At 71.3% G+C, this 20,314-nt stretch carries 19 protein-coding genes; 7 read left to right on the forward strand and 12 right to left on the reverse strand.

Annotated elements, in window-relative coordinates:
- Positions 1–24 precede the first annotated feature (24 nt).
- Complete coding sequence (locus tag AABA78_RS23325; RefSeq protein WP_338265895.1) at positions 25–663, forward strand: LURP-one-related family protein; 639 nt, start codon at positions 25–27, stop codon at positions 661–663.
- Here the strand turns inward: AABA78_RS23325 and AABA78_RS23330 are convergent.
- Complete coding sequence (locus AABA78_RS23330) at positions 660–977, reverse strand: YkvA family protein (RefSeq protein ID WP_338265897.1); 318 nt, start codon at positions 975–977, stop codon at positions 660–662. The two genes, AABA78_RS23325 and AABA78_RS23330, sit on opposite strands and share 4 nt — an antisense overlap.
- Positions 978–1,046: 69 nt before the next feature.
- On the reverse strand, positions 1,047–2,102 hold the full coding sequence (locus AABA78_RS23335) for an ABC transporter ATP-binding protein (RefSeq protein WP_338265899.1): 1,056 nt from the start codon (positions 2,100–2,102) through the stop codon (positions 1,047–1,049).
- Between the two features lie 181 nt (positions 2,103–2,283).
- Between AABA78_RS23335 and AABA78_RS23340 the strand changes: the two genes are divergently transcribed.
- Positions 2,284–2,925 (forward strand): nuclear transport factor 2 family protein, encoded by a 642-nt coding sequence (locus AABA78_RS23340; RefSeq protein WP_338265902.1) that lies wholly within the window; start codon positions 2,284–2,286, stop codon positions 2,923–2,925.
- 89 nt (positions 2,926–3,014) lie between these two features.
- Here the strand turns inward: AABA78_RS23340 and gyrA are convergent, their stop codons facing one another.
- The 3 genes from gyrA to AABA78_RS23355 form a co-directional block, all read right to left on the reverse strand.
- Positions 3,015–5,834, reverse strand: a complete 2,820-nt coding sequence (gene gyrA / locus AABA78_RS23345) for a DNA gyrase subunit A (RefSeq protein ID WP_338265905.1) — start codon at positions 5,832–5,834, stop codon at positions 3,015–3,017.
- Positions 5,835–6,085: 251 nt separating this feature from the next.
- Positions 6,086–6,823, reverse strand: coding sequence for a tetratricopeptide repeat protein (locus tag AABA78_RS23350; RefSeq protein WP_338265908.1), 738 nt, complete (start codon positions 6,821–6,823; stop codon positions 6,086–6,088).
- A gap of 90 nt (positions 6,824–6,913) precedes the next feature.
- Positions 6,914–7,759 (reverse strand): class I SAM-dependent methyltransferase, encoded by an 846-nt coding sequence (locus AABA78_RS23355; RefSeq protein WP_338265911.1) that lies wholly within the window; start codon positions 7,757–7,759, stop codon positions 6,914–6,916.
- A gap of 283 nt (positions 7,760–8,042) precedes the next feature.
- On the opposite strand from AABA78_RS23355, the gene AABA78_RS23360 reads away from it, so the two are divergent.
- Complete coding sequence (locus tag AABA78_RS23360; RefSeq protein ID WP_338266240.1) at positions 8,043–9,377, forward strand: M24 family metallopeptidase; 1,335 nt, start codon at positions 8,043–8,045, stop codon at positions 9,375–9,377.
- A gap of 147 nt (positions 9,378–9,524) precedes the next feature.
- Entirely contained in the window at positions 9,525–9,884 is a 360-nt protein-coding gene (locus AABA78_RS23365) for a response regulator (protein ID WP_338265914.1), read from the forward strand.
- Positions 9,885–9,906: 22 nt separating this feature from the next.
- On the opposite strand, the gene AABA78_RS23370 is transcribed toward AABA78_RS23365, so the two are convergent.
- The gene (locus tag AABA78_RS23370) at positions 9,907–11,151 is read right to left on the reverse strand and encodes a tetratricopeptide repeat protein (protein ID WP_338265916.1); all 1,245 of its coding nucleotides are present in this window, start codon (positions 11,149–11,151) and stop codon (positions 9,907–9,909) included.
- 189 nt (positions 11,152–11,340) lie between these two features.
- On the opposite strand from AABA78_RS23370, the gene AABA78_RS23375 reads away from it, so the two are divergent.
- Complete coding sequence (locus tag AABA78_RS23375) at positions 11,341–12,087, forward strand: endonuclease/exonuclease/phosphatase family protein (RefSeq protein ID WP_338265919.1); 747 nt, start codon at positions 11,341–11,343, stop codon at positions 12,085–12,087.
- On the opposite strand, the gene AABA78_RS23380 is transcribed toward AABA78_RS23375, so the two are convergent.
- The 6 genes from AABA78_RS23380 to AABA78_RS23405 all read right to left on the reverse strand — a co-directional run bounded on the left by AABA78_RS23380 (position 12,063) and on the right by AABA78_RS23405 (position 17,287).
- Positions 12,063–12,866 carry an acyl-CoA thioesterase gene (locus tag AABA78_RS23380; protein ID WP_338265922.1) on the reverse strand — a complete coding sequence of 268 codons (804 nt, stop codon included), beginning with the start codon at positions 12,864–12,866 and terminating at the stop codon, positions 12,063–12,065. The two genes, AABA78_RS23375 and AABA78_RS23380, sit on opposite strands and share 25 nt — an antisense overlap.
- Positions 12,867–12,888: 22 nt before the next feature.
- A complete protein-coding gene (locus AABA78_RS23385) occupies positions 12,889–14,505 on the reverse strand; it encodes a TIM44-like domain-containing protein (RefSeq protein WP_338265925.1) in 1,617 nt (538 codons plus the stop codon).
- Complete coding sequence (locus AABA78_RS23390; RefSeq protein WP_338265927.1) at positions 14,502–15,131, reverse strand: TPM domain-containing protein; 630 nt, start codon at positions 15,129–15,131, stop codon at positions 14,502–14,504. Before AABA78_RS23390 ends, AABA78_RS23385 begins: the two co-directional genes overlap by 4 nt.
- 40 nt (positions 15,132–15,171) lie before the next feature.
- Positions 15,172–15,852, reverse strand: coding sequence for a uracil-DNA glycosylase (locus AABA78_RS23395; protein ID WP_338265930.1), 681 nt, complete (start codon positions 15,850–15,852; stop codon positions 15,172–15,174).
- 107 nt (positions 15,853–15,959) lie between these two features.
- Positions 15,960–16,538 carry a hypothetical protein gene (locus AABA78_RS23400; RefSeq protein WP_338265932.1) on the reverse strand — a complete coding sequence of 193 codons (579 nt, stop codon included), beginning with the start codon at positions 16,536–16,538 and terminating at the stop codon, positions 15,960–15,962.
- A complete protein-coding gene (locus AABA78_RS23405) occupies positions 16,535–17,287 on the reverse strand; it encodes a hypothetical protein (RefSeq protein WP_338265935.1) in 753 nt (250 codons plus the stop codon). The genes AABA78_RS23400 and AABA78_RS23405 overlap by 4 nt, the downstream gene beginning before the upstream one ends.
- Before the next feature lie 142 nt (positions 17,288–17,429).
- Here AABA78_RS23405 and AABA78_RS23410 point away from each other — a divergent pair, with 142 nt between their 5' ends.
- Both AABA78_RS23410 and AABA78_RS23415 read left to right on the forward strand, forming a co-directional pair.
- Positions 17,430–19,157: a TadA family conjugal transfer-associated ATPase gene (locus AABA78_RS23410; protein WP_338265937.1), complete on the forward strand. Its 1,728-nt coding sequence runs from the start codon at positions 17,430–17,432 to the stop codon at positions 19,155–19,157.
- Positions 19,158–19,336: 179 nt separating this feature from the next.
- Positions 19,337–20,308 (forward strand): hypothetical protein, encoded by a 972-nt coding sequence (locus tag AABA78_RS23415; protein ID WP_338265940.1) that lies wholly within the window; start codon positions 19,337–19,339, stop codon positions 20,306–20,308.
- Positions 20,309–20,314: the final 6 nt, after the last annotated feature.

Here is a 20,314-nt window from a genome sequence, read left to right on the forward strand (position 1 = left end):
GTTCCCCCGCTTCCGGAGCCGTCCATGCCCGTCGAGCCCCAGGCCCTGACCCTCTTGCGTGATGAGCACGCGCTGCGCGTGCGGCAGGTGAAGGAGTGGGGCGAAATCCTCACCGGCTTCGAGGGCCGCAACCGCTACGAGGTGGTGGGCAATGACGGAGGCCCGCTCTTCTTCGCGGGCGAGGTGGGCAGCGGCGTGGGGCTGTTCATCCTGCGCAGCTTCCTCAAGGCGAAGCGGCCCTTCACGATGGAGCTCAAGTCCGCGAGCGGGGAGACGCTGCTGCGGCTGCGCCGCCCGTGGCGCTTCTGGCTGTCACGGATGGAGGTGGAGGACGGCGAGGGGCGGCACCTGGGCGCCATCCAGCAGCGCTTCCGCTTCTTCAGCCGCGCCTACGACGTGCTCGGGCCCCGCGACGAGGAACTGGCCCACCTGAGCGGGCCGTTCTTCCGGCCGTGGACGTTCAACGTGGAGCAGCAGGGCCGCGAGGTGGGCACCATCGCGAAGAAGTGGAGCGGGTTCGGCAAGGAGATGTTCACGGACGCCGACAACTTCGGCGTCCGGTTCAATGGCCTGCACGACCCGCATGTCCGCACGCTGGTCGTGGCCGCCACGTTCCTCATCGACTTCGTGCACTTCGAGAACCGCCGCGAGAGCAGCGGCTAGGAGTGCCGGCGCAGCGAGGGCACGCGCGTGCGGCCCTCCTCGTCACGCGGGAGGCCGTCGAGCTCCGGCTCGCCGGAGAGCGTGGCGGGACGCCAGCGCTGGACCTCGCGCACCATGAAGAACGCCGCGGCGGACAGCACGCCCAGGTCGTCCAGCCAGCCCACCACCGGGATGAAGTCCGGAATCACGTCCACGGGCGACACGAAGTACAGGACGGCCAGCAGCCCGGCCAGCTTGCGCCACGTCGCCACCCGGGGGTCGCGAACGTAGTGGAAGAAGCGGGTCCCCATTCCTCGAAGGCCTGCGATGTTCATACCCCTCCCTACGCATGGCGGACGCGGGTGATTGCATCACCCCGGCCCGGCGCTTGCACGCCCGGGGTGCTAGCGGGCCTGCCCGGGTGTCTCCTCCAGCACGTCCGCGCGGCCTGAGACCTCCAGGCGGGCGCGGCTGCCCTCGCGCAAGGGGGACGCGGTGGCCGTGCGCACCACCAGCGCCATGCCCGCGCAGGACACGGTGAGGTCCACGTGCGCGCCCCGGAAGGCGCGCTCCAGCACCTCCGCTCGCAGCGCGCCGCCCACCGCGACGCCGTCCGTGTCGGGGACGAGCCGCAGCGCCTCCGGGCGCAGGGAGAGCATCACCTCGCCGCGCGCATCGCTGCTCAGCGGCAGGTTGCCCAGGGCCGTGCGCGCGACGCGGCCGAAGGCGGAGCCGGGCAGCAGGTTGGTGCCGCCCAGGAAGTACGCGGCGAAGGCGGTGCGCGGCGCTTCGTAGACGGACTCGGGGGTGCCCTGCTGTTCCACCGTGCCCGCGCGTAGCAGCACCAGCCGGTCCGCGAAGGCCAGCGCGTCCCCCACGTCGTGCGTGGCGAAGAGCACGGCGGTGCCTCGCGCCTTGAGCACGCGGCGCCACTCCCCGAGGACCGTGGCGCGCAGGCCCGCGTCCATTCCGGCGAAGGGCTCATCCAGCACCAGCAGCTTCGTGCCGGAGGCCAGCGCCCGGGCCAACAGCACCCGCTGCCGCTGTCCACGGGAGAGCGTGCCGCAGGTGCGCGACTCCAGGTCCTCGATTTGGAACAGCGCCAGCAGGCCGCGCGCGTGCGCCAGGCCTTCGCCCTTCGGCTGCACGCCCATCACCACGTCGCGCACGGTGAGGCCGGATTCGAGCTCGGCGTCGTGGAGGACGCGGCGCAGGGGGCGCTGCTCCGGAGGGACGAACGTGTCCGGCCCCGCGAGCACCCGGCCCTCAAGCGTGATGGTGCCGGACGTCGGCTGCTCCAGGCCCGCCACCAGCCGCAGCAGCGCGGTCTTCCCGGAGCCGGAGGTGCCCATCAGCGCCACCGCGTCCCCCGGCTCCAGCGCCAGCGTCACGTCCCGCACCGCCGGGGCGGGAGCGCCGAGGAACTTCAGGGTGAGGGCATCGAGCGAGAGGAAGGCCATGACGGCGGGCACACTACGGTGCGGCACCGGCGGGGCCAAGCACCGGGGCCCGAGGCCGGGCACGGCCGGAACCTGTCGGACAGTCGGACCGGTTCGGGCAGGCGCTCCGAAGCGGCTGCCGCGCTTCCGCGCGGTGGGATTAGGCTCGCTCGCCGTTCCTGCCCACTTCCCGGGAGTCCCCATGTCGCGCCTGCTCATCGCCTGTGCCGTCCTGCTGGGAGCCACGTCCTTCGCCCAGGCCCCCGCTGCCCCTGCGTCTCCGCCCAAGGCCGCGACCGCTCCGGCCGCCCCCGCCGCTCCGGCGAAGCCGAACCCGCTGAAGGCCGCCGCGGAGCGCACCCAGGCCGCGCTCGCGCAGGTGCCCCAGGCGAAGCCCGAGGACGTGAAGTCCCAGGACGCCATCCTCAAGGCCCTCTACGACGTCATCAGCGGGCCGGCGGGGACGGCTCGCGACTGGCAGCGCTTCCGCTCCCTCTTCTACCCGGGCGCCCAGCTCATCCCGCTCGTGAAGCCCCCGGGCGCCACCACGCTCGCGGCCCGCCCCATCACCCCGGAGGACTACGTGACGTGGGGCCAGGAGGCCACCGCGACGCACGGCTTCTTCGAGAAGGAGACCGCGCGCCAGACGCACGCCTTCGGCGCCCTGGTGCAGGTGATGAGCACCTATGAGGCGCGCGGCACGCAGGACGGGCCGCTCATCGCCAAGGGCGTCAACAGCATCCAGCTCTTCAACGACGGCCAGCGCTGGTGGGTCATGAACATCTTCTGGATCGACGAGAACACCGCCGGCCTCAAGGTGCCCAAGGACCTCACGCAGAAGTAGCCCCGCGACAAACGAAGAGGGCCGGTCCCGGAAGCGCGGCTCGCGCGTCCCGTCACCGGCCCTCCCGTGCTTCAACCGACGGCCCTGACTCAGCCTTCCGAGCCGGGCTCGCCTTCAGTGCCCGCGGAGCCCTCGGAGCCCTCCGGACCGGACGCATCCGCCGGAGCCTCCGGCGCGGAAGCCTCCGCCTCCGCACCCTCGGCGCTGGCCGCCTCCACGGGCGACGTGGCCTCCGTCTCCTCCTCGGACTCCTCGCCTTCGGGGAGCTTGGAGATGGCCATCACCTTCTCCTCGCCGTTCTCCAGCGCGATGAGGCGCACGCCCTGCGTGTTGCGGCCGATGACGGAGATCTCCTTCACCTTCATGCGGATGAGCATGCCGCCGTTGGTGACGAGCATCACCTCGTCGCTGTCCTTCACCTGCACCACGCCCACCACGCGGCCGTTCCGCTCGGTGGTCTTGATGTCGATGATGCCCTTGCCGCCACGGCCCTGCTGCCGGTACTCGGCGCCCTGCGTGCGCTTGCCGTAGCCGTTCTCCGTCACCGTGAGGATGGCGCTGCCCTGCTCCGCGGGCGTCTGGCCCTCCTCCGGCTCCTTGTCCAGGAGGTCCGCGCCCACCACCTCGTCGCCGTCCTCCAGCGTGATGCCCTTCACGCCGTAGGCCTGACGGCCCATGGAGCGCACGTCCTCTTCCTTGAAGCGGATGCTCATGCCCGTGGCCGTGGACAGGAGGATGTCCTTGGTGCCGTCGGTGATCATCACGCCCACCAGCTCGTCGCCCTCGTCGATGCCCAGCGCGATGATGCCGCTGGCGCGGACGCTCTCGAACGCGCTCAGGTCCGTGCGCTTCACCACGCCCTTCTTCGTGACGAAGAAGACGTAGCGGTTCTCCGGGAAGTCGCGCGTCACCAGCACCTGCGCCAGCCGCTCCCCTTCCCCGAACTGCACCAGGTTCACGATGGCCTTGCCGCGCGACGTGCGGCTGCCCTGCGGAATCTGGTGCACCTTCAGCGAGTACAGCTTGCCCTTGGTGGTGATGGGCATGAGGTACGCGTGCGTGCTGGCCACGAACACCTTGGTGACGAAGTCGTCCTCCTTCGTCCCCGCGCCCGTCTTGCCGCGCCCGCCACGCTTCTGCGCGCGGTACTCCGACAGGGGCGAGCGCTTCACGTAGCCCGTGTGCGACAGCGTGACCACCATCGTCTCTTCCGCGATGAGGTCCTCGCTGGTGAAGTCATCCACCGCGCCGGTGATCTCCGTGCGGCGCTTGTCGCCGTAGCGCTCGCGGATCTCCATCAGCTCCGCCTTGATGACGGAGAGCAGGCTCTTCTCGTTGGCCAGGATGTCGCGCAGGCGCGCGATGTCGCGCACCAGCCCGATGAGCTCCTTGAAGAGCTCCTCGCGCTGCAGGCCGGTGAGGCGCTGCAGGCGCATCTCCAGGATGTTCTGCGCCTGGTCCTCGCTGAAGCCCGCGCCCTCGTACTTGTGCTCCAGGCCGCCGTAGGCCGGCTCCTCGTTGCGCGCGCGGCTGACCAGCAGCTCCATCTGCGCCTTGGCCTTCGCGTAGTCGATGCGGTCCAGGTTCTGGAAGCGCTCGCGCGTGTACAGCTCCGGCGACAGGATGTTCATCAGGCCCCAGCGGGCCTCGTCCGGGTCGCGCGACGCGCGGATGAGGCTGACCACCAGGTCGATGAGGTCCTGCGCGACGAGCAGGCCTTCCACGATGTGCATGCGCGCCAGCGCCTTGCGCAGCTCGTAGCGAGTGCGGCGCGTCACCACGTCGCGGCGGTGCGCGACGAAGCGGTCCAGCAGCTCCTTCAGGTTGAGCGTGCGCGGCTGCCCGCCGTCGATGGCGAGCATCACCGCGCCGAACGTCGTCTCCATCTGCGTCATGGAGAAGAGGTTGTTGAGCACCACCTGGGAGATGGCGTCGCGCTTGAGCTCGATGACGATGCGCATGCCCTGACGGTCGCTCTCGTCACGGATGTCGCTGATGCCCTCCAGCTTCTTCTCACGCACCAGCTCGGCGATCTTCTCGATGAGCCGGGCCTTGTTCACCTGGTAGGGGATCTCCGTGACGATGATGGCCTCACGGTCGCCCTTCTTGTTCGTTTCAATCTCCGTGCGCGCACGGATGGTCATGGACCCGCGGCCCGTCTCGTAGGCGCGGCGGATGCCCTCGCGGCCGGTGATGATGGCGGCGGTGGGGAAGTCCGGCCCCTCGATGAACTCCATCAGGTCCAGGACGGTGCAGTCCGGGTTGTCGATGAGGTGCAGCGTCCCGGACACGACCTCCGTCATGTTGTGCGGCGGGATGTTGGTGGTCATGCCCACCGCGATGCCGCTGCTGCCGTTGACGAGGAGGTTGGGGAACTTGGCCGGCAGGACGAGCGGCTCTTCCAGCGAGTCGTCGTAGTTGGGGCCGAACTCGACGGTCTCCTTGTCGATGTCCCCCAGGAGGTCCTCCGCCAGCCGCTCCATGCGCACTTCCGTGTAGCGCATGGCCGCCGGCGAGTCGCCGTCCACCGAGCCGAAGTTGCCCTGGCCGTCCACCAGCAGGTAGCGAAGGCTCCACTCCTGGGCCAGGCGCACCATGGCGTCGTACACCGACGAGTCGCCGTGCGGGTGGTACTTACCGATGACGTCACCCACCACGCGCGCGCTCTTCTTGTAGGCGCGGTTGTGGAGGTTGCCCAGGTCGTTCATCGCGAAGAGGACGCGACGGTGCACGGGCTTCAGGCCGTCGCGCACGTCCGGCAGCGCGCGGCCGATGATGACGGACATCGAGTAATCGAGATACGAGCGGCGCATCTCGTCTTCGATGTTGATGGGAATGAGCTCTCCGGCGCCGCTCGACGGAGGAGGCGCGGGGGGCGTTGCCGGCGTGTCGGTGGTGTCGTCAGCCATGGGCTCTGGAAGGTGCGGACGGGCCCCGCGCGTGGGGGGCTCCGTTCGATGGGAGAGTGTTCGTAACCCCTGGATTTCCCTCAGTCAATAAGGGAAACAGGGGGGATTCGCCACGGCTGCCCGCCCGCCCGGTTCCAGGGGTCGGAGAGGGCCTTTCCGGGGCACCCGGAGGGAACATCCGGGCGGTGCGTTTTCAGCCCCACCGGAGGCCGTTTTCCAGGCCTTCTTCAGGGCCGTTTTCCAGGCCGTTTTCAGGCCTTGGGGCGGAGGTTCGCGGCCAGCCGTTCGGCCTCCGCGCCCACGCCGCCCTCGGGGTCCTTGGCCTTCGCGGTCTCGAACGCGGCGAGCGCCCCTTCGCGGTCCCCGCGCAGCTTCAGCGCCACGCCCACGTTGAGGTGCGCGGAGGCGTTGTCGCGGTCCATGGCGAGCGCTTCGCGGAACAACGTGAGTGCCTGGTCCACGTCACCCGACAGGAGCGCTTCACGGCCCGCCAGGACGCGCTTGTCCGCGTCGTTGACCAGCTCCACCTCGAAGACGCTCTTGCCCACGACGTTGGCCACGAGCACGCGCAGGATGCCGCCCCAGTAGAACGACAGCCCCTCCGCGGCGACGACGGCGGCCAGGGGCAGGTCGGGCAGCAGCTGCTTGCCCCGGAACTTGAAGCGGACCTTGGTGTAGCGGCCCTTGTTGGTCCAGTGGACCAGCTCGCCGCGGAGCTTCTTGAAGCCGGCCTCCAGCTGGGCCGGGTCGATTTCGAAGGGCAGCACGCGGCCCTGCGGCTCGCCCGCGGGCAGGCTCTTGGGCGGGGACTCGTCGAAGACGGGCTCGGCCTCCAGCACGGGGGGCCTGGGGGACGACGAGGCGCGGCGGGGGTCCACCTTCTCCACCTTCGCCTTCACCGGCCGGGCCGGGGCCTTCGCGGGAGCGGCGGGGCGCGCAGGCTGCTTCTTCACCTTCGCCGGGGACTTGCGGGGTGCCGTCTTTGCCATGAGGCCACTCTAAGCGACCCACTCCCCCGCCGCTCGTGAAGTCGTGCGAAGACGAAGTCGTGAAGACGAAGTCGTCCGGAGACGGCCGCGCTAGACGGGGCCTGGCCGGTGGCCCCAGGCGCCCACCATGAGGCTGGGCACCAGCACGCCGCCGTGGGCGCGAAGCTCGGCGGTGAGGCGGGCGGCCAGCGTGTCGATGTCCACCTCCATGGCCAGCGCCACGCCCAGCCGCTCCATGTGGGGCAGCAGCGTGCGCACCGTCTCCACCAGGGCCTGCGTGGGCTCCGCGTCCGCCGTCACGCCCAGCCGTCCGCCAATCACGCCGTCATCCACCACCAGCCCCGCCCTGCGCAGCGTGGACACCAGCTCCATGCCCATGTGGACCTTGATGCCCAGGCGCTCGCAGGTGGGCAGCATCCAGCCCCAGAGGCGGGAGAACAGCGGCAGCTTCGGGTGCGCCAGGCCCATGGCCGCCAGCTCCAGTTCGTGCAGCGCCATCACGCCCCCGGGGCGCAGGTGCTCCGCCATGCGCCGCACGAACGAGATGGGGTCCGGCTGGAACATCAGCACCAGCCGGCAGACGATGGCGTCGAAGGGGCCTTCGACGGGCAGGGACTCCAGGCTGCTCTGCCGGAAGCGCACGTGGGCAAGGCCCTGCGCCTCGGCGCGGCGCTGGGCCCAGGTGAGGAAGCGGGCCTCGCGGTCGACGCCCACCACCTGGCCCGTGGGGCCCACCAGCTCCGCGGCGAGGAAGGACACGTCTCCCACGCCGCAGCCCACGTCCAGCACCCGCATGCCGGGCTTGAGGCCGGCCCCGCGCAGCACTCCCTCCGTCAGCGGCGCGTACACCTGCGCCAGGAGCATCAGCCGGTGCAGCTCCCGGTCCTCGTGGCCCAGGACAGGGTCCGCGGGGGTTACCGTTTCCTCGACGTGCATGTGCGACTCCGGGGTTGGAGACAGCGCGCACGGTCGCAAGCCCTGGCGGCCTTCGCGCCCTCCCGGCGGTCCCTCCGCAATGACAGACAGCCATCCGCGCCCGCGACCGGAGGGCAGGCCCCCGTCCCTCGTTGGACAGGCCCACATCCCGGCCATGGCTCTTGATTCCGGGACTTCCCGGTGAAGCACATGCGCGGTGCACGGCGTGTGGGTGGTCGCGCCGCGCTGCCGTGAAACAATCCGCGCGCTCTCCCACCGAAGGAACGCCTCTCCCATGTCCACGCTGACGCGCGTCCGGCCCGTGCTCCTCTCCGCCCTGCTGCTTGCCTCCCTCGCCCACGCGGCCCCCGCCGTGCCCGCCGCGGAAGGCGCGTGGCCTCGCGTGCGCAAGGAGCGCCTCCAGAAGCTCTTGCCCCAGGCCATGGCCCGCGCGGGCGTGGACGCGTGGGTGGTGCTCTGCCGCGAGAACGACAACGACCCGCTCGCCGCCCACGTCGGCGGGGAGAACGCGGGCGGCACCGCCGCGTTCCTGTTCCTGCGCGACGGCGACGCGCTGCGCTCCACCGCCCTGTCCCCCGAGGGTGAGGCCACCGCGCTCCGGGACATGGGCGTGGTGGACGAGGTGGTGGCCTTCGAGCGCGGCGCGGACGTGAACGCGCTCATCGCCGCGCGTCTGGCCAAGGCGAAGCCAACGAAGGTGGCCATCAATTCGTCGGAGCGGATGTCCATCGCGGACGGGCTGTCCGCCACGCAGCGCGCGAAGCTGGAGGCGGCGCTGTCCCCCGCGCTGCGCAAGAAGCTGGTGTCCTCCGAGGATCTGGTCTCCGAGTGGCTGTCCGTGAAGACGCCGGAGGAGGTGGACATCATGCGCAAGGCCGCGGACCTCACCGCGAAGCTGGAGGAGGAGGCGTACCGCACGGTGGTGCCGGGCAAGACGCGGGACTCGGACGTGGCGCGCTTCCTCAAGAAGCGCATCGCGGAGCTGGGCGTGGGCGACGGGTGGCAGCCGGACCAGAACCCCAACGTGAACAGCGGGCCCACGCGCGGGCACTCGAACGCCACCGACCGCGTCATCCAGCCGGGGGACTTCATCCAGACGGACTTCGGCATCCGCGTGGGCGGCACCTGGGTGACGGACATCCAGCGCTTCGCCTACGTGCTGGCCCCGGGCGAGCAGCAGCCGCCCGCGGAGGCGCTGGCGAAGTGGGAGAAGTCGAAGAAGGGCAGCCGCATCGCGCTGGCGGCGATGAAGCCCGGCGCGCGCGGCTACGACGTGGACAAGGCCCAGCGCGACTGGATGCGCGAAGCGGGCTCCGAGCCCGTGATGTGGGGCACCGGCCACCCCGTGGGCTACTGGGCCCATGACGCCGGCCCGGCCCTGTCCGGCGCGGCGTCCGGCAAGCCGCCCACGGGCTCCGCGCTGCGCAAGCTCCAGCCCGGCCAGGTGTTCGCCTTCGACGGCTTCTTCGCGTGGAAGGACGGCAGCAGCCCGGACGCGCTGCGCATCCTCTCCGTGGAGGAGATGGCCGTCGTCACCGACACCGGCGCCGAGTACCTCAACCCACCCCAGGAGCAGCTCATCCTCATCCCGTCTCCTGTCACGGCCACGAAACGCTGAGGAACTTGGGCCCCGCCCGCGCCCACACCCTACGACGGGGGTGGTCCCGACCCCGGCGACTTGGACGGTGGGGTGTGGCGCGCGGACGCGCGGGCTCGGCTACACTCGGAGGCATCAGCGCGCCGGTCAGGCGCTGGAGGACCGCCCATGCCAACCGTGCTGGTCATCGACGATGACCTCTTCGTGCTCGCGACCGTGGGGGACACCCTGCGGGGCGCGGGCTACACGGTGCTCACGGTGCAGTCCCCCGCCGAGGCCTTCCACCTGGACCTCTCCGGCGTCGCCGCCATCCTGTGCGACTACAACATGCCGGAGATGAACGGCTCCGACGTGCTCGTCGCCATTCGCGAGCTGCAGGAGTGCCGGGCGCCGTTCATCTTCCTCACGGGCCACTCGGACCTGGATGACCTGCTGCCCGTGGCCATCCGCTACGGCGCGGAGCTGCTGCCCAAGCCGGTGGATGCCTCCGAGCTGACGCGGCTGCTGCGCAAGCAGATCGCCGCCTGAGCGGCCCTCCGCGCGCGGGCCTTCAGCCCAGCTCGGAGAGCAGGGCCTCCGCGCGCTCGCGCCACTCGGGCTCCAGCGAGGGCCCACCCAGCAGCGTCGTCAGCCGCGCCTTCGCGGTGTCCCGTTCACCCAGCCGGGCCTCCACGCGGGCCAGGGACAGCACGGGCTCCGGACGGTGGGGCGCGCGGCGGTGGGCCTCCGCCAGGGGCTCGCGCGCGGGGGCCGCGGCCTCCGGGGGCCCGCCCTCCACCTGACGCAGAAGCAGCAGGCCCAGGCGCCACGCGGGCATCCAGTCGTCCGGGGACAGCCGCACGGCGTCGCGCCACGCGGCGAGCGCGCGCTCCACGTCCGGCGGCTCCAGGGACTCGAAGACGAGCGCCTCCACGGAGCGGCTGAGGCCGGTGGAGAGGCCTCGCGCCTCCAGCTGGTGGCACAGCTCCAGGGCCTCCAGGAAGCGGCGCTCCGTCACGCGCAGGCGGGCCAGGTGCCCCAGCGCCGCCACGCCTTCGGGCTCCACGCGCACGCGGGCCTCCGCCGCGGACACGGCGCCGCGCACGTTGCCTCGCGCGAGCCGCACGTCCGACAGCGCCTTGAGCAGGCCCACGTCGTCCGGCACCGCCTTCTGGCCCTGGCGCAGCAGGTCCTCCGCCGCCTCCAGCTCCCCGCCCGCCTCCAGCGCGCGCGCGAACACGAGGTAGCTGGGCGCGTGCCACGGGTCCAGGTGCAGGGACTTCTCCAGGTGCGCGAAGGCCTCCTCCATCCGGTCGAGCAGGAAGAGGGCGCGCGCGAACTGGAAGTGGTGCAGCGCCACGCGAGGCTCGCGCGATACGGCCTGGGACAGGGCCGGGTACGCGGCGGTCGCGTTCCCCTGCTCCATCCACGCGTAGCCCAGGCCGAAGAAGGCCTCGGTGGGCGGGTCGGGCTCCTCCGTGAGCGCCCGGTACAGGGCCAGGGCCTGGGGCCACTCGCCGCGCCGCGTGTGCAGCGCCGCGCGCACCAGCCGGGCCTCGGGCCGGGAGGCCTCGCCGGCCCGGGTGACGCCCAGGAGCAGGGACTCCGCGAGCGCATCCTCGCCGTCCATCAGGGCAAGCCGCGCCAGCGTGAGCGCCGCGCGCCAGTCGGACGCATCGCGCTCCTGCGCGAGCAGGGCCTCGCGACGGGCCCCCTCCAGGTCACCCGCCTTGAACAGCGTTTCATGGCGTGGAACAGGATTCAGGACGGACGCTCCCCACGGAAGATGCGCACCCCACCGGGCAGGGCAATGCATGGGAGGTCCATTCAGGTCCGCGATGCCGCCCCCCGAACCTTCCGTGGCCTTCAGGGTAGCAGACTGGCGGACAGTCCTCCTCCCGCGCTCCCGGGCCCCGGCCGGGCGCCCCGCGCTCTTGCAAACCTGGCAGCGCACCGTGACGACGGACTTGCCCGGGCGCGGGACTCCGTGGTCCCACTCAGGCGCGTGCGACTCAAGGTCCTCACCCTGAACGTGGCCCACGGTGCGCCCTTCGCCGTGCCCATGCCCTTCCTGCGCCGGCGGTCGGCGCTGCTGGGCACGCTGGACCGGGTGGCGGCGCTGCTCTCGCGCGAGGCCGCGGACGTGGTGGCGTTGCAGGAGGCGGACCGGTCCAGCCTCTTCAGCGGGCGGGTGGATCAGGTGGCGCGCATCGCGGAGCAGGCCGGCTATCCGCACGTGCATCACGGCGTGCACTCCGGTGTCGCCGGGCTGTTCGCGCAGGGCACCGCGCTCCTGTGCCGGCATCCGCTGGAGTCGCGCGACACGGCGCACTTCGGCCGCGACCGGCGGATGGACAAGGGCTACGTCGTCGCCGCGCTCGCGGGGGAGCGCGGGCCGGAGGTCGTGTCGCTGCACCTGGATCCGTTCTCCCCCGCGGTGCGACAGCGGCAGGTGGACCAGCTCATCCACGCCCTGCGCCAGCGGCCGGAGCGGCCTCGCGTGGTGATGGGCGACTTCAACGCGGAGGACGCGGACGGCCCCGCGGCCCGCCTGTGCGCGGCGCTGGGACTGCACACGCCCGCTGACGGCGAGCCCACGTATCCCGTTCCGCGAGCACGTCAGCGGTTGGATCAGGTGCTCATCTCCCACGCCCTGCGCTTCACCCGCTACGCGCGCCTGCCCGACGCCGTCTCCGACCACCACGCCGTGGTGGCCGAGCTGACGCTTCAGCCGAGCACGGCGACGAGCTGACGGCACTGCGCGAGCAGCGTGCCGTCCTGTGCCCAGAGCAGCTGGGTCTCCTCCGTGTAGCCGTCCGCGGCGTGGCGCGAGCGGCCGGTGCGCAGGTAGTGCGCGTCCGGCGCGATGCCCTTCACCGGGAACGTCTGGAAGAACTGCACGCTGAAGTCCACCGACGCGGCGGCGCGGAAGCCCTCCAACCGCGACAGCACGGACGGCGGATACGCGTCCATCAACCCCACGCACAGCGCCGCGTCCAGCGCCATGGGGACGCGAGGCCGCAGCCAGCCGCCCACCTCCGCCTCGGGCCCGCCCGAGTACGGCGGCGAGCCCACGCAGTAGCGGTACTCGAAGAAGCGGCAGAAGTCCGGCATGGGCACGTCGTCGGGGACGGGCGTGAGCGTCCCGGGCGCGGGCACCTGGGGCATGACGAAGTCCGTGTACCCGGGGGCCCCACCGCGAGCGGCACCGAAGGTCGCCGTGGCGACGGCCACCACCGCGCCGCCGCTCTCCACCCGCGCGGTGGCGTGGGTGACGAGCTTGCCGGCGCGCTCGATGCGCGTGTGCAGGTCCGCCACGCCCTCCGCCGCGGGCGAGCAGAAGTGCACGGTGAACGAGCGCACCGCCCGCTGGGCGTCGTTCAGGTGGTGCTCCAGCGCGCGAAGCACCTGCCCCGCCACCACGCCGCCGTAGGCGCCCCGGCCCTGATACCAGGCCGCCTCGTAGCGCGAGCGGTAGTGCCCGGGTTCCAGCGGTTCAACGACGGTGGCGGCGAGGAAGGGCGAAGTCATGATGCACCGCATCCTAGACCTCTCAGCCCTGGTACGCCTCGTCCTGTTCGATGCGGCTGAGCACCCAGTCGAACTCGCCGGACGTCACCCGCGCCTGGCAGTGCGTGCAGTGGCCCGCCATGTTGATGGACAGCGGGGCGCCGCACGACGGGCACTGCTTCCGGGTGGAGGGCCTGCCCTGCACGCCCCGGCCGCGGATGAGCGTCCAGTACTCGCTGTACGCGCGCTCCCGGGAACGGCTGCCGCCCACGACCTGCCCGTCCCGGTCCCGCACCGTGTAGTCCAGGCTGGAGGCGTGCACGCGCAGCGTGACGGCGTCGAAGTACGCGTCCCGCGTCACGCGCGCGAGCGTCAGGTTCGTGATGTGCGCGTTCTCCGTGATGTTGCGCAGGCCCGCCTGACGGTAGGCGTTGATCCAGTACAGCTGCGTCTGGAAGAGGTTGTCGCTGAGGAAGGGCCGCATGCCCTGCCATTCGCGCTGGGCCCACGCCGTCTGCATCTCGTGGAAGATGAACTCCAGGCGCTTGCGCAGCGCGAGCGGCGTCGCCTCCGGGTCGTCGTGCATGAGCGCGTTCAGCCGCTCCTGCGCGCGCGGGTCCTTGAGGGTGGGCAGCTCCGTGCCCTGCTCCTCCGTGGTGCCGGTGAGCTGGGGACCGCGCCGCTCGCGCTCCCGCGCCGTCACGCGCGTCACCACCCAGTCGAACTCGCCGGTGTTCACCACCGTGTTGCAGTACGAGCAGGTGTGGCCGTGCACGGACTCCAACGGGGCGCCGCAGTTCGGGCACTTGAAGGCGCGCGCGTCCTCGGGCGGCCGCGACTTCACGGACGCGTCGCGCTCCAGCCGCCACTCCTCCGCGACGTACCAGCTCTGCTCGGAGCCGGAGACCTCCGTGTAGTTGGCCTCGAAGCGCAGGACCACGCGGACGCGCTGGCTGTTCGCGCCCACGCCCTCCACGGACTCGTACGTCACGGCCCCCACCACCACGGCCTTCACCGCGTCCGGCGTTCCCAGCTCCCGGAGCGAGGCGATGGCGCCGTCGGACAGCCAGCCGCCCAGCGTGTCCAGGCGGTCGCCGCCGCGTGCCTCATGCACGCGGGCGAAGAGCGAGTAGACGAAGTCCTCGAAGAGGACGATGGAGAACTCCGGATCCAGCGGCTGCACGGACCCGTCCGAGCCCTTGGGTCCCACGCGGGCCAGGCTCGCGAGCTTCGTGCGCAGCGACCCCTGACGCCGGGGGGGCGGCGGGGCATGGGGCGCGCTGGTGCTCCACTCCTTCTGTCCCGAGCCCGACCTCGCGTTCATGAGCACGATGGCGACCACGCCCAGGACGACGATGAGCAGGCAGAAGCCCCCGAACGCCCCTCCACCGTCCGACGACGACGAACCGCTGGAGCCGTAGGACCGGCTGCCGGAGCTGTACGAGGACCGGCTGCTGGACCCGAAGGACGAGGACGACGAACTGCGGCTGCTCGACGAGCTGCGGCTGCTCGATGAGCTTCGGCTGCTCGACGAGCTGCGGCTGGAGCCGCGGTAGGTGCTGCCACCGCCAGGGCGCGCCTCGGCGTCGGGGAGCGAGCCGAAGCCCAGCCCCATGAACAGCGCGACGGCGAGGAGGAGGACGGAACGCGAGCCCCTCACGCCACGGCTCCGGGCATGTCCGGCAGCTCGTTCACGTCATCCTCCAGGCGGGGCAGCGCGCGCGCCAGCGGCGCCTGGAGGCGGCGCAGGGCCTGGAAGAAGGGCTCGGGCGCGGGGGACGTGGCCAGCGCGGCGGACAGCTGCGTGAGCGCGTCCTGCCACTCCGCGCCCATGAGCGAGGGGTCCACGCCATGGTCGGTGACGACCTCCACGCGGCGCTCGAGGAGGGAGACGAACACCAGGATGCCGGTGCGGCGCGACGTGTGAGAAACGCCCAACTCCGTGAAGGCGGCCAGCGCGGCGGTGCGCACGCAGGACTCCTGGAGCTTGCGCGAGGTGAGCGCGCGGCGCAGCGACGGCAGCAGGCGGCTGCCCAGCGCGCCCCCGGCGTAGGACAGGAGCACCACGGGCGGGAAGGCGAAGAGGTGGACCTCCTGCGGGATGAACAGGAGCACCAGCAGCATCACGAAGGCGACGGCCGCGCCCAGCCGGGCATCGGTGTGGGCGTAGTCGCTGGCGGCGCGGCGCACGGCCACCACGACCTCGGCGGAGGTCTGGGACTCAATGGCCGCGACGGCTTCGGCGGCCAGGGTACGTGCGGCGTCTTGGAGGAAGGTGGTGGCCATCGTGGGCGGGCACTATAGCCAACCCCCGGGGCGCGGTTTTTCAGGCGGGCAGGGCCCAGTCGATGGTGGGCTGGCCGTGCTTCTGGAGCGCGGCGTTGGTGGTGCTGTACGGCTTGCTGCCGAAGAACCCCTTGCTGGCGGACAGCGGCGAGGGGTGCACGCCTTCCAGGATGACGTGGCGGTCCCCGTCGATGAGGGCCTTCTTCTTCTGCGCGGGCTTGCCCCAGAGCAGGAAGACGACGGGGTCTTCCTTCGCGCTGACGGCGCGGATGACGGCGTCGGTGAACGGCTCCCACCCGTGCTTCGCGTGGCTGTTGGGGCTGCCCTGGCGCACGGTGAGCACGGTGTTGAGCAGGAACACGCCCTGCTTCGCCCACGGGATGAGTGAACCGTCGCGAGGCTTGGGAGCGCCCACGTCGCTCTGGAGCTCCTTGAACATGTTCACGAGCGAGGGCGGAGGCGGCACGCCGGGCTTCACGGAGAAGGCGAGGCCGTGGGCCTGTCCGGGGCCGTGGTAGGGGTCCTGGCCCAGCAGCAGCACGCGCACGTCCGCGTAGGGCGTGAAGCGGAACGCGGAGAACAGGTCCTCCTCCGACGGGAACACGGTGTATTCCTTGCGTTCCTGCCGCAGGAACGTCTCCAGCTCCTTGAACGACGGCGCGTGGATGGCGTCATGCAGCACCTCTCTCCAGTCCTCGGGCAACCCGTCCGCCAGGCTCATTCACGTCCCTCCGTAAGGCCGCACCCTAGACCAGTGCGCGCATCCGGAGGCGAAAGCGTGTGCATCCGCGTGCCGGACGGCGAACGTTGCGCACGGAGGCGGGCCGCTCAGGGTGCAGGGACAGGTGCTGGACTTCCTGCGTCCATCCACTGGGATGGAAACGACGGGAGCGGCTCTCCCCAGGACGTATCCCCCACGGGAATGGACGGGTCCGAGGGCCCGGCGGACACACCCGCGTCGGCGCTGCCAGGGACGGTAGGGCCATCCGGCTCGCCGTCGTGGAGCCGCCGCAGGATGCGTCCGTCCGACAGCCGGACCGCGTAGGTGGCGCCGCCGTCCAGCGGCAGCCCACCGGATTCACAGGCACGCGGGTCCAGGTCCATGCGCACGAAGGCGATGTCCCCTTCACGAAGGATCCAGAAGCGGTGGGCCTCCCTCCTGCTCCAGCAGGACCGTCCCTCCCGCGCCCGAGGAAGGAAGTCATCGGCCGCCACGAGCACGGCCCGCAACAGGCCTCCCTCCAACACGTACGGCTGCCCCGGTACACCCACGGACAGCGCCTCGCGCGTGAACATCTCCGGGAAGACGATGGAGCGGTCCTCCGGAACCAGCGTGTCGGACGGATTTGCCTCGCGCCGCATGCATCCGACGCACAAGACCGCGCCCAAGAGCAGCAGCCGCTTCATGGCCCCGCTCCCCTCAGGCAGGGGCCCTGGAGTTTCTGAATGGTGAAGTCCAATGCGTCCGCATCGTGCCATGTGACGCGCCCCGCCTGCTCGCACTGCCACCCCGCCGATGCGGTGCGTGTCCACTTCAGCAACTGCCCCGTGAGGGGAATGTACTGGTGGAAGCCGTCACACGACGTCGGCTCCGTCGCATTGGAGAAGAACGCGACGATGGAGAGCCGCACGCGTCCGTTCTTCGTTTCGGTCTCGAAGCCGTGTACCCGGCCCTCTGAAACGATGAAGCGCAGGTCGTTCGAGGACAGCGCGCTTCCGTAGGGATGGTTGTGAAGGGCGTAGATGTAGCGGATTGCGTCCGCGGGATAACGCGCATCAGCGACCCTGGAAGGGAGCAGGCAACTCTTACTGCGCTGAGCGGGATCAACCCTCGACTGGTCGGTGAGTCGGCTGACGGCGTACTGATGCTCTGGCGTGTAATACAGCCATGCGCAGTACTCGCTGGAGACACGCCAGTGGGTGTCGAAGCTGGGATGATCCGGGCGGCCCGCGCTGGCGCGAGGCTTCGACAGGATCTTCCCGCATGCGGCCAGGAGCGCATCGGAGGCGGACTCATAAGGGCCCAGCAAGGGGCCCTGAATCTCTTCCAGGAAGGGAGCCCCGGGCTCCGGCCGTACACGGTCCGGGTCAAGCGCGGCTGAAGACGCGCAGCCCCCGAGCCAGGGCACCAGGCAGCACCCCAAGAGACCGCGCATGGGTCGGAGTCTCCTTCCTTGGAAATGGAAGGCGGATGGCCTCCTGGACGGCATCGTGCCGGAACGCCGCACCGGAAAGCGAGCAGGCAGTCAGGGCGGGAGCTTGGGGCCCGGGCCGGGGCGCGCTAGCCTTGCGCCCGCCATGACGATGTACACCGAGTCGCTCCGCGCCTTCCTCAAGCCCGTCCTCGCCTACCTGGACGACGAGTCGGTGTCGGAAATCATGATCAACGGCCCCACCGACGTGTGGATCGAACGCAAGGGCCGGCTGATCAAGACGGATGCCGCCTTCTCCGACGAAGGCCTGCTGGGCGCCGCGCGCAACATGGCCCAGTTCGTGGGCCGCCCCCTGTCCGAGGAGCGCCCCCGCCTGGACGCGCGCCTGCCCGACGGCAGCCGCATCCACGTGGTCATCCCGCCCATCGCGCGCAACGGCACCACCATCTCCATCCGCAAGTTCTTCAAGGACAAGCTGACCATCGACTCGCTGTTGAAGTTCAAGTCGCTGACCAAGCCCATGGCGCGCCTCATCGAGGCCGGCATCGCCACCAAGCTCAACATGCTGGTGGCCGGCGGCACGGGCTCCGGCAAGACGACGCTGCTCAACATCGTCTCGTCCCTCATCCCGGACGAGGAGCGCATCCTCACCATCGAGGACTCCGCCGAGCTCCAGCTCAACCAGTCCCACATCGTGGCCTTCGAGTCCCGCCCCGCCGACAAGTTCGGCAAGGGCGCCGTGGACATGGGAGACCTGCTGCACTCCGCGCTGCGTCTGCGCCCGGACCGCATCGTGGTGGGCGAGGTGCGCGGCGGCGAGGCCTTCCACCTCATGCAGGCCATGAACACCGGCCACGGCGGCTCGCTGGCCACCACGCACGCGAACACGCCCACGGACACGCTGCGCCGCATTGAATCCCTGTGCCTCATGTCGTCCGTGGAGCTGCCCATGGTCGCCGTGCGCGCCCAGGTGGCCAGCGCCATCAACTTCGTCATCTGCTGCGAGCGCCTCCACGACGGCAGCCGCAAGACCATTGCCCTGTCGGAGGTGCTGCCCCTCACGGAGAAGGGCGAGTACCGCACGCAGGACATCTTCGTCTTCACGCCCGTCGCCAAGGACGAGCACGGCAACATCCTGGGCTACCACGCGCCCACCGGCATCATCCCCAACTTCATCCAGAAGGCCCGCGCGTACGGCTTCGACGACCTGGACGACGCCTTCTTCGACCCGGCCACCTACGGCGTGCCGCCCCCGCCCAGCTTCCACGTGGGCGAGGCGTACTCCCTGCGCTGGGCCCCCTCGCTGAAGCACCGCGAGCAGGGCCTGCCGGACCCCGCGCACTTCAAGGAGGACTGGGCCCGCTTCGAACAGGTGCTGCGCAACGCGGCCCCGGACGGCCCCGTCTCCGGCCCCAAGCCCGCGGCGCCCCCGCCCAAGCCCGCCGCCGCGCCGCCGCCGCCCGCGAAGGCCGCGCCGGCCTTGCGCCCCTCACTGCCGTCCCGCCCGCCGCCCCCGCAGGACGACGACAAGACGCCGCCGCCCACGCGCAACCCGTTCGCGGAGCAGGAGGACACCCGCTCCGCTCCGCCCTCCGAACCGCTGGTGCAGGTGTCCGAGGACCTGCTCGCGGAGGCCCCGCCCGCGCGCAACACGCCGCCGCCGCGCCGTCCGCCGCCCGCGCCCGCACGCCCCGGCATGTCGCCGTCCAACACCCTGCGCGCGGGTGCGACGCCCACGCGCCGTCCGCCGGGTCCCCCGCCACCGCCCTCCGACGACCTGGACGAGGACGAGGACGACAACCGGCCGAAGACGGAGCTGAACACGTCGGAGAAGACGCAGATCCGCCCCGCGCCGGAGCGCCCGCGCCGGTAGCCGCGCCATGGCGCGGGGACCCTCCGGGTTCCCCGTGCACCGGTGACGTGTCGCATCCACGCGCAGGCGCCCGGCGCTGGACACCGGCGTCGCCCCCGGGTGGGTGGGGCCCTGTCCCACCACGAGGGTCCGCGAATCCTGACCTTGCGAGGAGGGCGGGTCGGGGAGAAAGTGCTCCCGTGTTGATCCCCTTCCTCGCCGCGCTCACCCTGGTGGTCGCCCAGGCGCCCGCGCCTCCCTCCTCCGCGAAACCCGTCACCGTGCTGCTGGCGCCGACGGACGTGACGCGGGGAACGCCGCGCTACCTCATCGGAACCGCCCAGGAGCACGTGGCCGAGCAGCTCAAGGCCCGCGGCCTGGAGGTGATCCGCGTGGAGGACGTGACGCGCACGCTGCCGAAGAAGAAGCGCACGGCGATGATGCGCTGCAACCGCACGCAGCCGTCCTGCATCGCGTCGCTGGGCATCGCGGCGAAGACGGACGTGGTGATGGTGACGGAGATTGGCCCGTACCTGAACGCGTACAAGGCGGGCGTGCGCGTGTACACGGCGCATGACGGCGCGCCGCTCGTCGAGGAGTCCGTCCCTGGCGTGAGCGAGGACCAGGTGCTGGACGCGCTCAGCAAGTCGCTGGACGTGGTGGTGCCGCGCACGCTGCGGGTGCTGCGTCCGGAGCCGGTGGCGCCTCCGCCGGTGACGCCGCCCGTGGCGCAGCAGACGCCCAACGTGACGCCGGGAGAGAAGCAGCCGGTGCCGGGTCCGGAGCTGACGCCGGGCGTGCAGCCGCCCACGGACCTGGGCCTGAGCGGCACGTCGACGGTGGAGACGCCGGGGCGGCGCAAGTGGGCGTGGGTGCCGGCGGCGGGCGGCGTGGTGCTCGCGGGGGTGGGGACGGTGTTCTACGTGCAGTCGCGCGGGAAGCTCAGCGACCTGAACAACAACGAGTTCCCCACGCTGGCGGAGGCTGAGGATGTCCGCGACTCCGGCAAGCGCTCGCAGACGATTGGCGTGGTGGGCATTGGAGTGGGCGCGGCGGCCATCGCGGCGGGCGCGCTGATGTACTTCCTGCCGGTGAAGCAGACGAATGTTCAGCCGTCCGTGACGCTCACGCCGCAGGGCGGTGGATTGAGCTTCGCCGGGACGTGGCAGTGAGCACGG

It is taken from the genome of Corallococcus caeni, from assembly GCF_036245865.1.
GTDB lineage: Bacteria > Myxococcota > Myxococcia > Myxococcales > Myxococcaceae > Corallococcus > Corallococcus caeni.

Coding starts and splice junctions, on each gene's coding strand:
- AABA78_RS23325 (WP_338265895.1), top strand. CDS start 25: ATGCCCGTCGAGCCCCAGGCCCTGACCCTCTTGCGTGATGAGCACGCG.
- AABA78_RS23330 (WP_338265897.1), bottom strand. CDS start 977: ATGAACATCGCAGGCCTTCGAGGAATGGGGACCCGCTTCTTCCACTAC.
- AABA78_RS23335 (WP_338265899.1), bottom strand. CDS start 2,102: ATGGCCTTCCTCTCGCTCGATGCCCTCACCCTGAAGTTCCTCGGCGCT.
- AABA78_RS23340 (WP_338265902.1), top strand. CDS start 2,284: ATGTCGCGCCTGCTCATCGCCTGTGCCGTCCTGCTGGGAGCCACGTCC.
- gyrA (WP_338265905.1), bottom strand. CDS start 5,834: ATGGCTGACGACACCACCGACACGCCGGCAACGCCCCCCGCGCCTCCT.
- AABA78_RS23350 (WP_338265908.1), bottom strand. CDS start 6,823: ATGGCAAAGACGGCACCCCGCAAGTCCCCGGCGAAGGTGAAGAAGCAG.
- AABA78_RS23355 (WP_338265911.1), bottom strand. CDS start 7,759: ATGCACGTCGAGGAAACGGTAACCCCCGCGGACCCTGTCCTGGGCCAC.
- AABA78_RS23365 (WP_338265914.1), top strand. CDS start 9,525: ATGCCAACCGTGCTGGTCATCGACGATGACCTCTTCGTGCTCGCGACC.
- AABA78_RS23370 (WP_338265916.1), bottom strand. CDS start 11,151: ATGCATTGCCCTGCCCGGTGGGGTGCGCATCTTCCGTGGGGAGCGTCC.
- AABA78_RS23380 (WP_338265922.1), bottom strand. CDS start 12,866: ATGACTTCGCCCTTCCTCGCCGCCACCGTCGTTGAACCGCTGGAACCC.
- AABA78_RS23390 (WP_338265927.1), bottom strand. CDS start 15,131: ATGGCCACCACCTTCCTCCAAGACGCCGCACGTACCCTGGCCGCCGAA.
- AABA78_RS23395 (WP_338265930.1), bottom strand. CDS start 15,852: ATGAGCCTGGCGGACGGGTTGCCCGAGGACTGGAGAGAGGTGCTGCAT.
- AABA78_RS23400 (WP_338265932.1), bottom strand. CDS start 16,538: ATGAAGCGGCTGCTGCTCTTGGGCGCGGTCTTGTGCGTCGGATGCATG.
- AABA78_RS23405 (WP_338265935.1), bottom strand. CDS start 17,287: ATGCGCGGTCTCTTGGGGTGCTGCCTGGTGCCCTGGCTCGGGGGCTGC.
- AABA78_RS23410 (WP_338265937.1), top strand. CDS start 17,430: ATGACGATGTACACCGAGTCGCTCCGCGCCTTCCTCAAGCCCGTCCTC.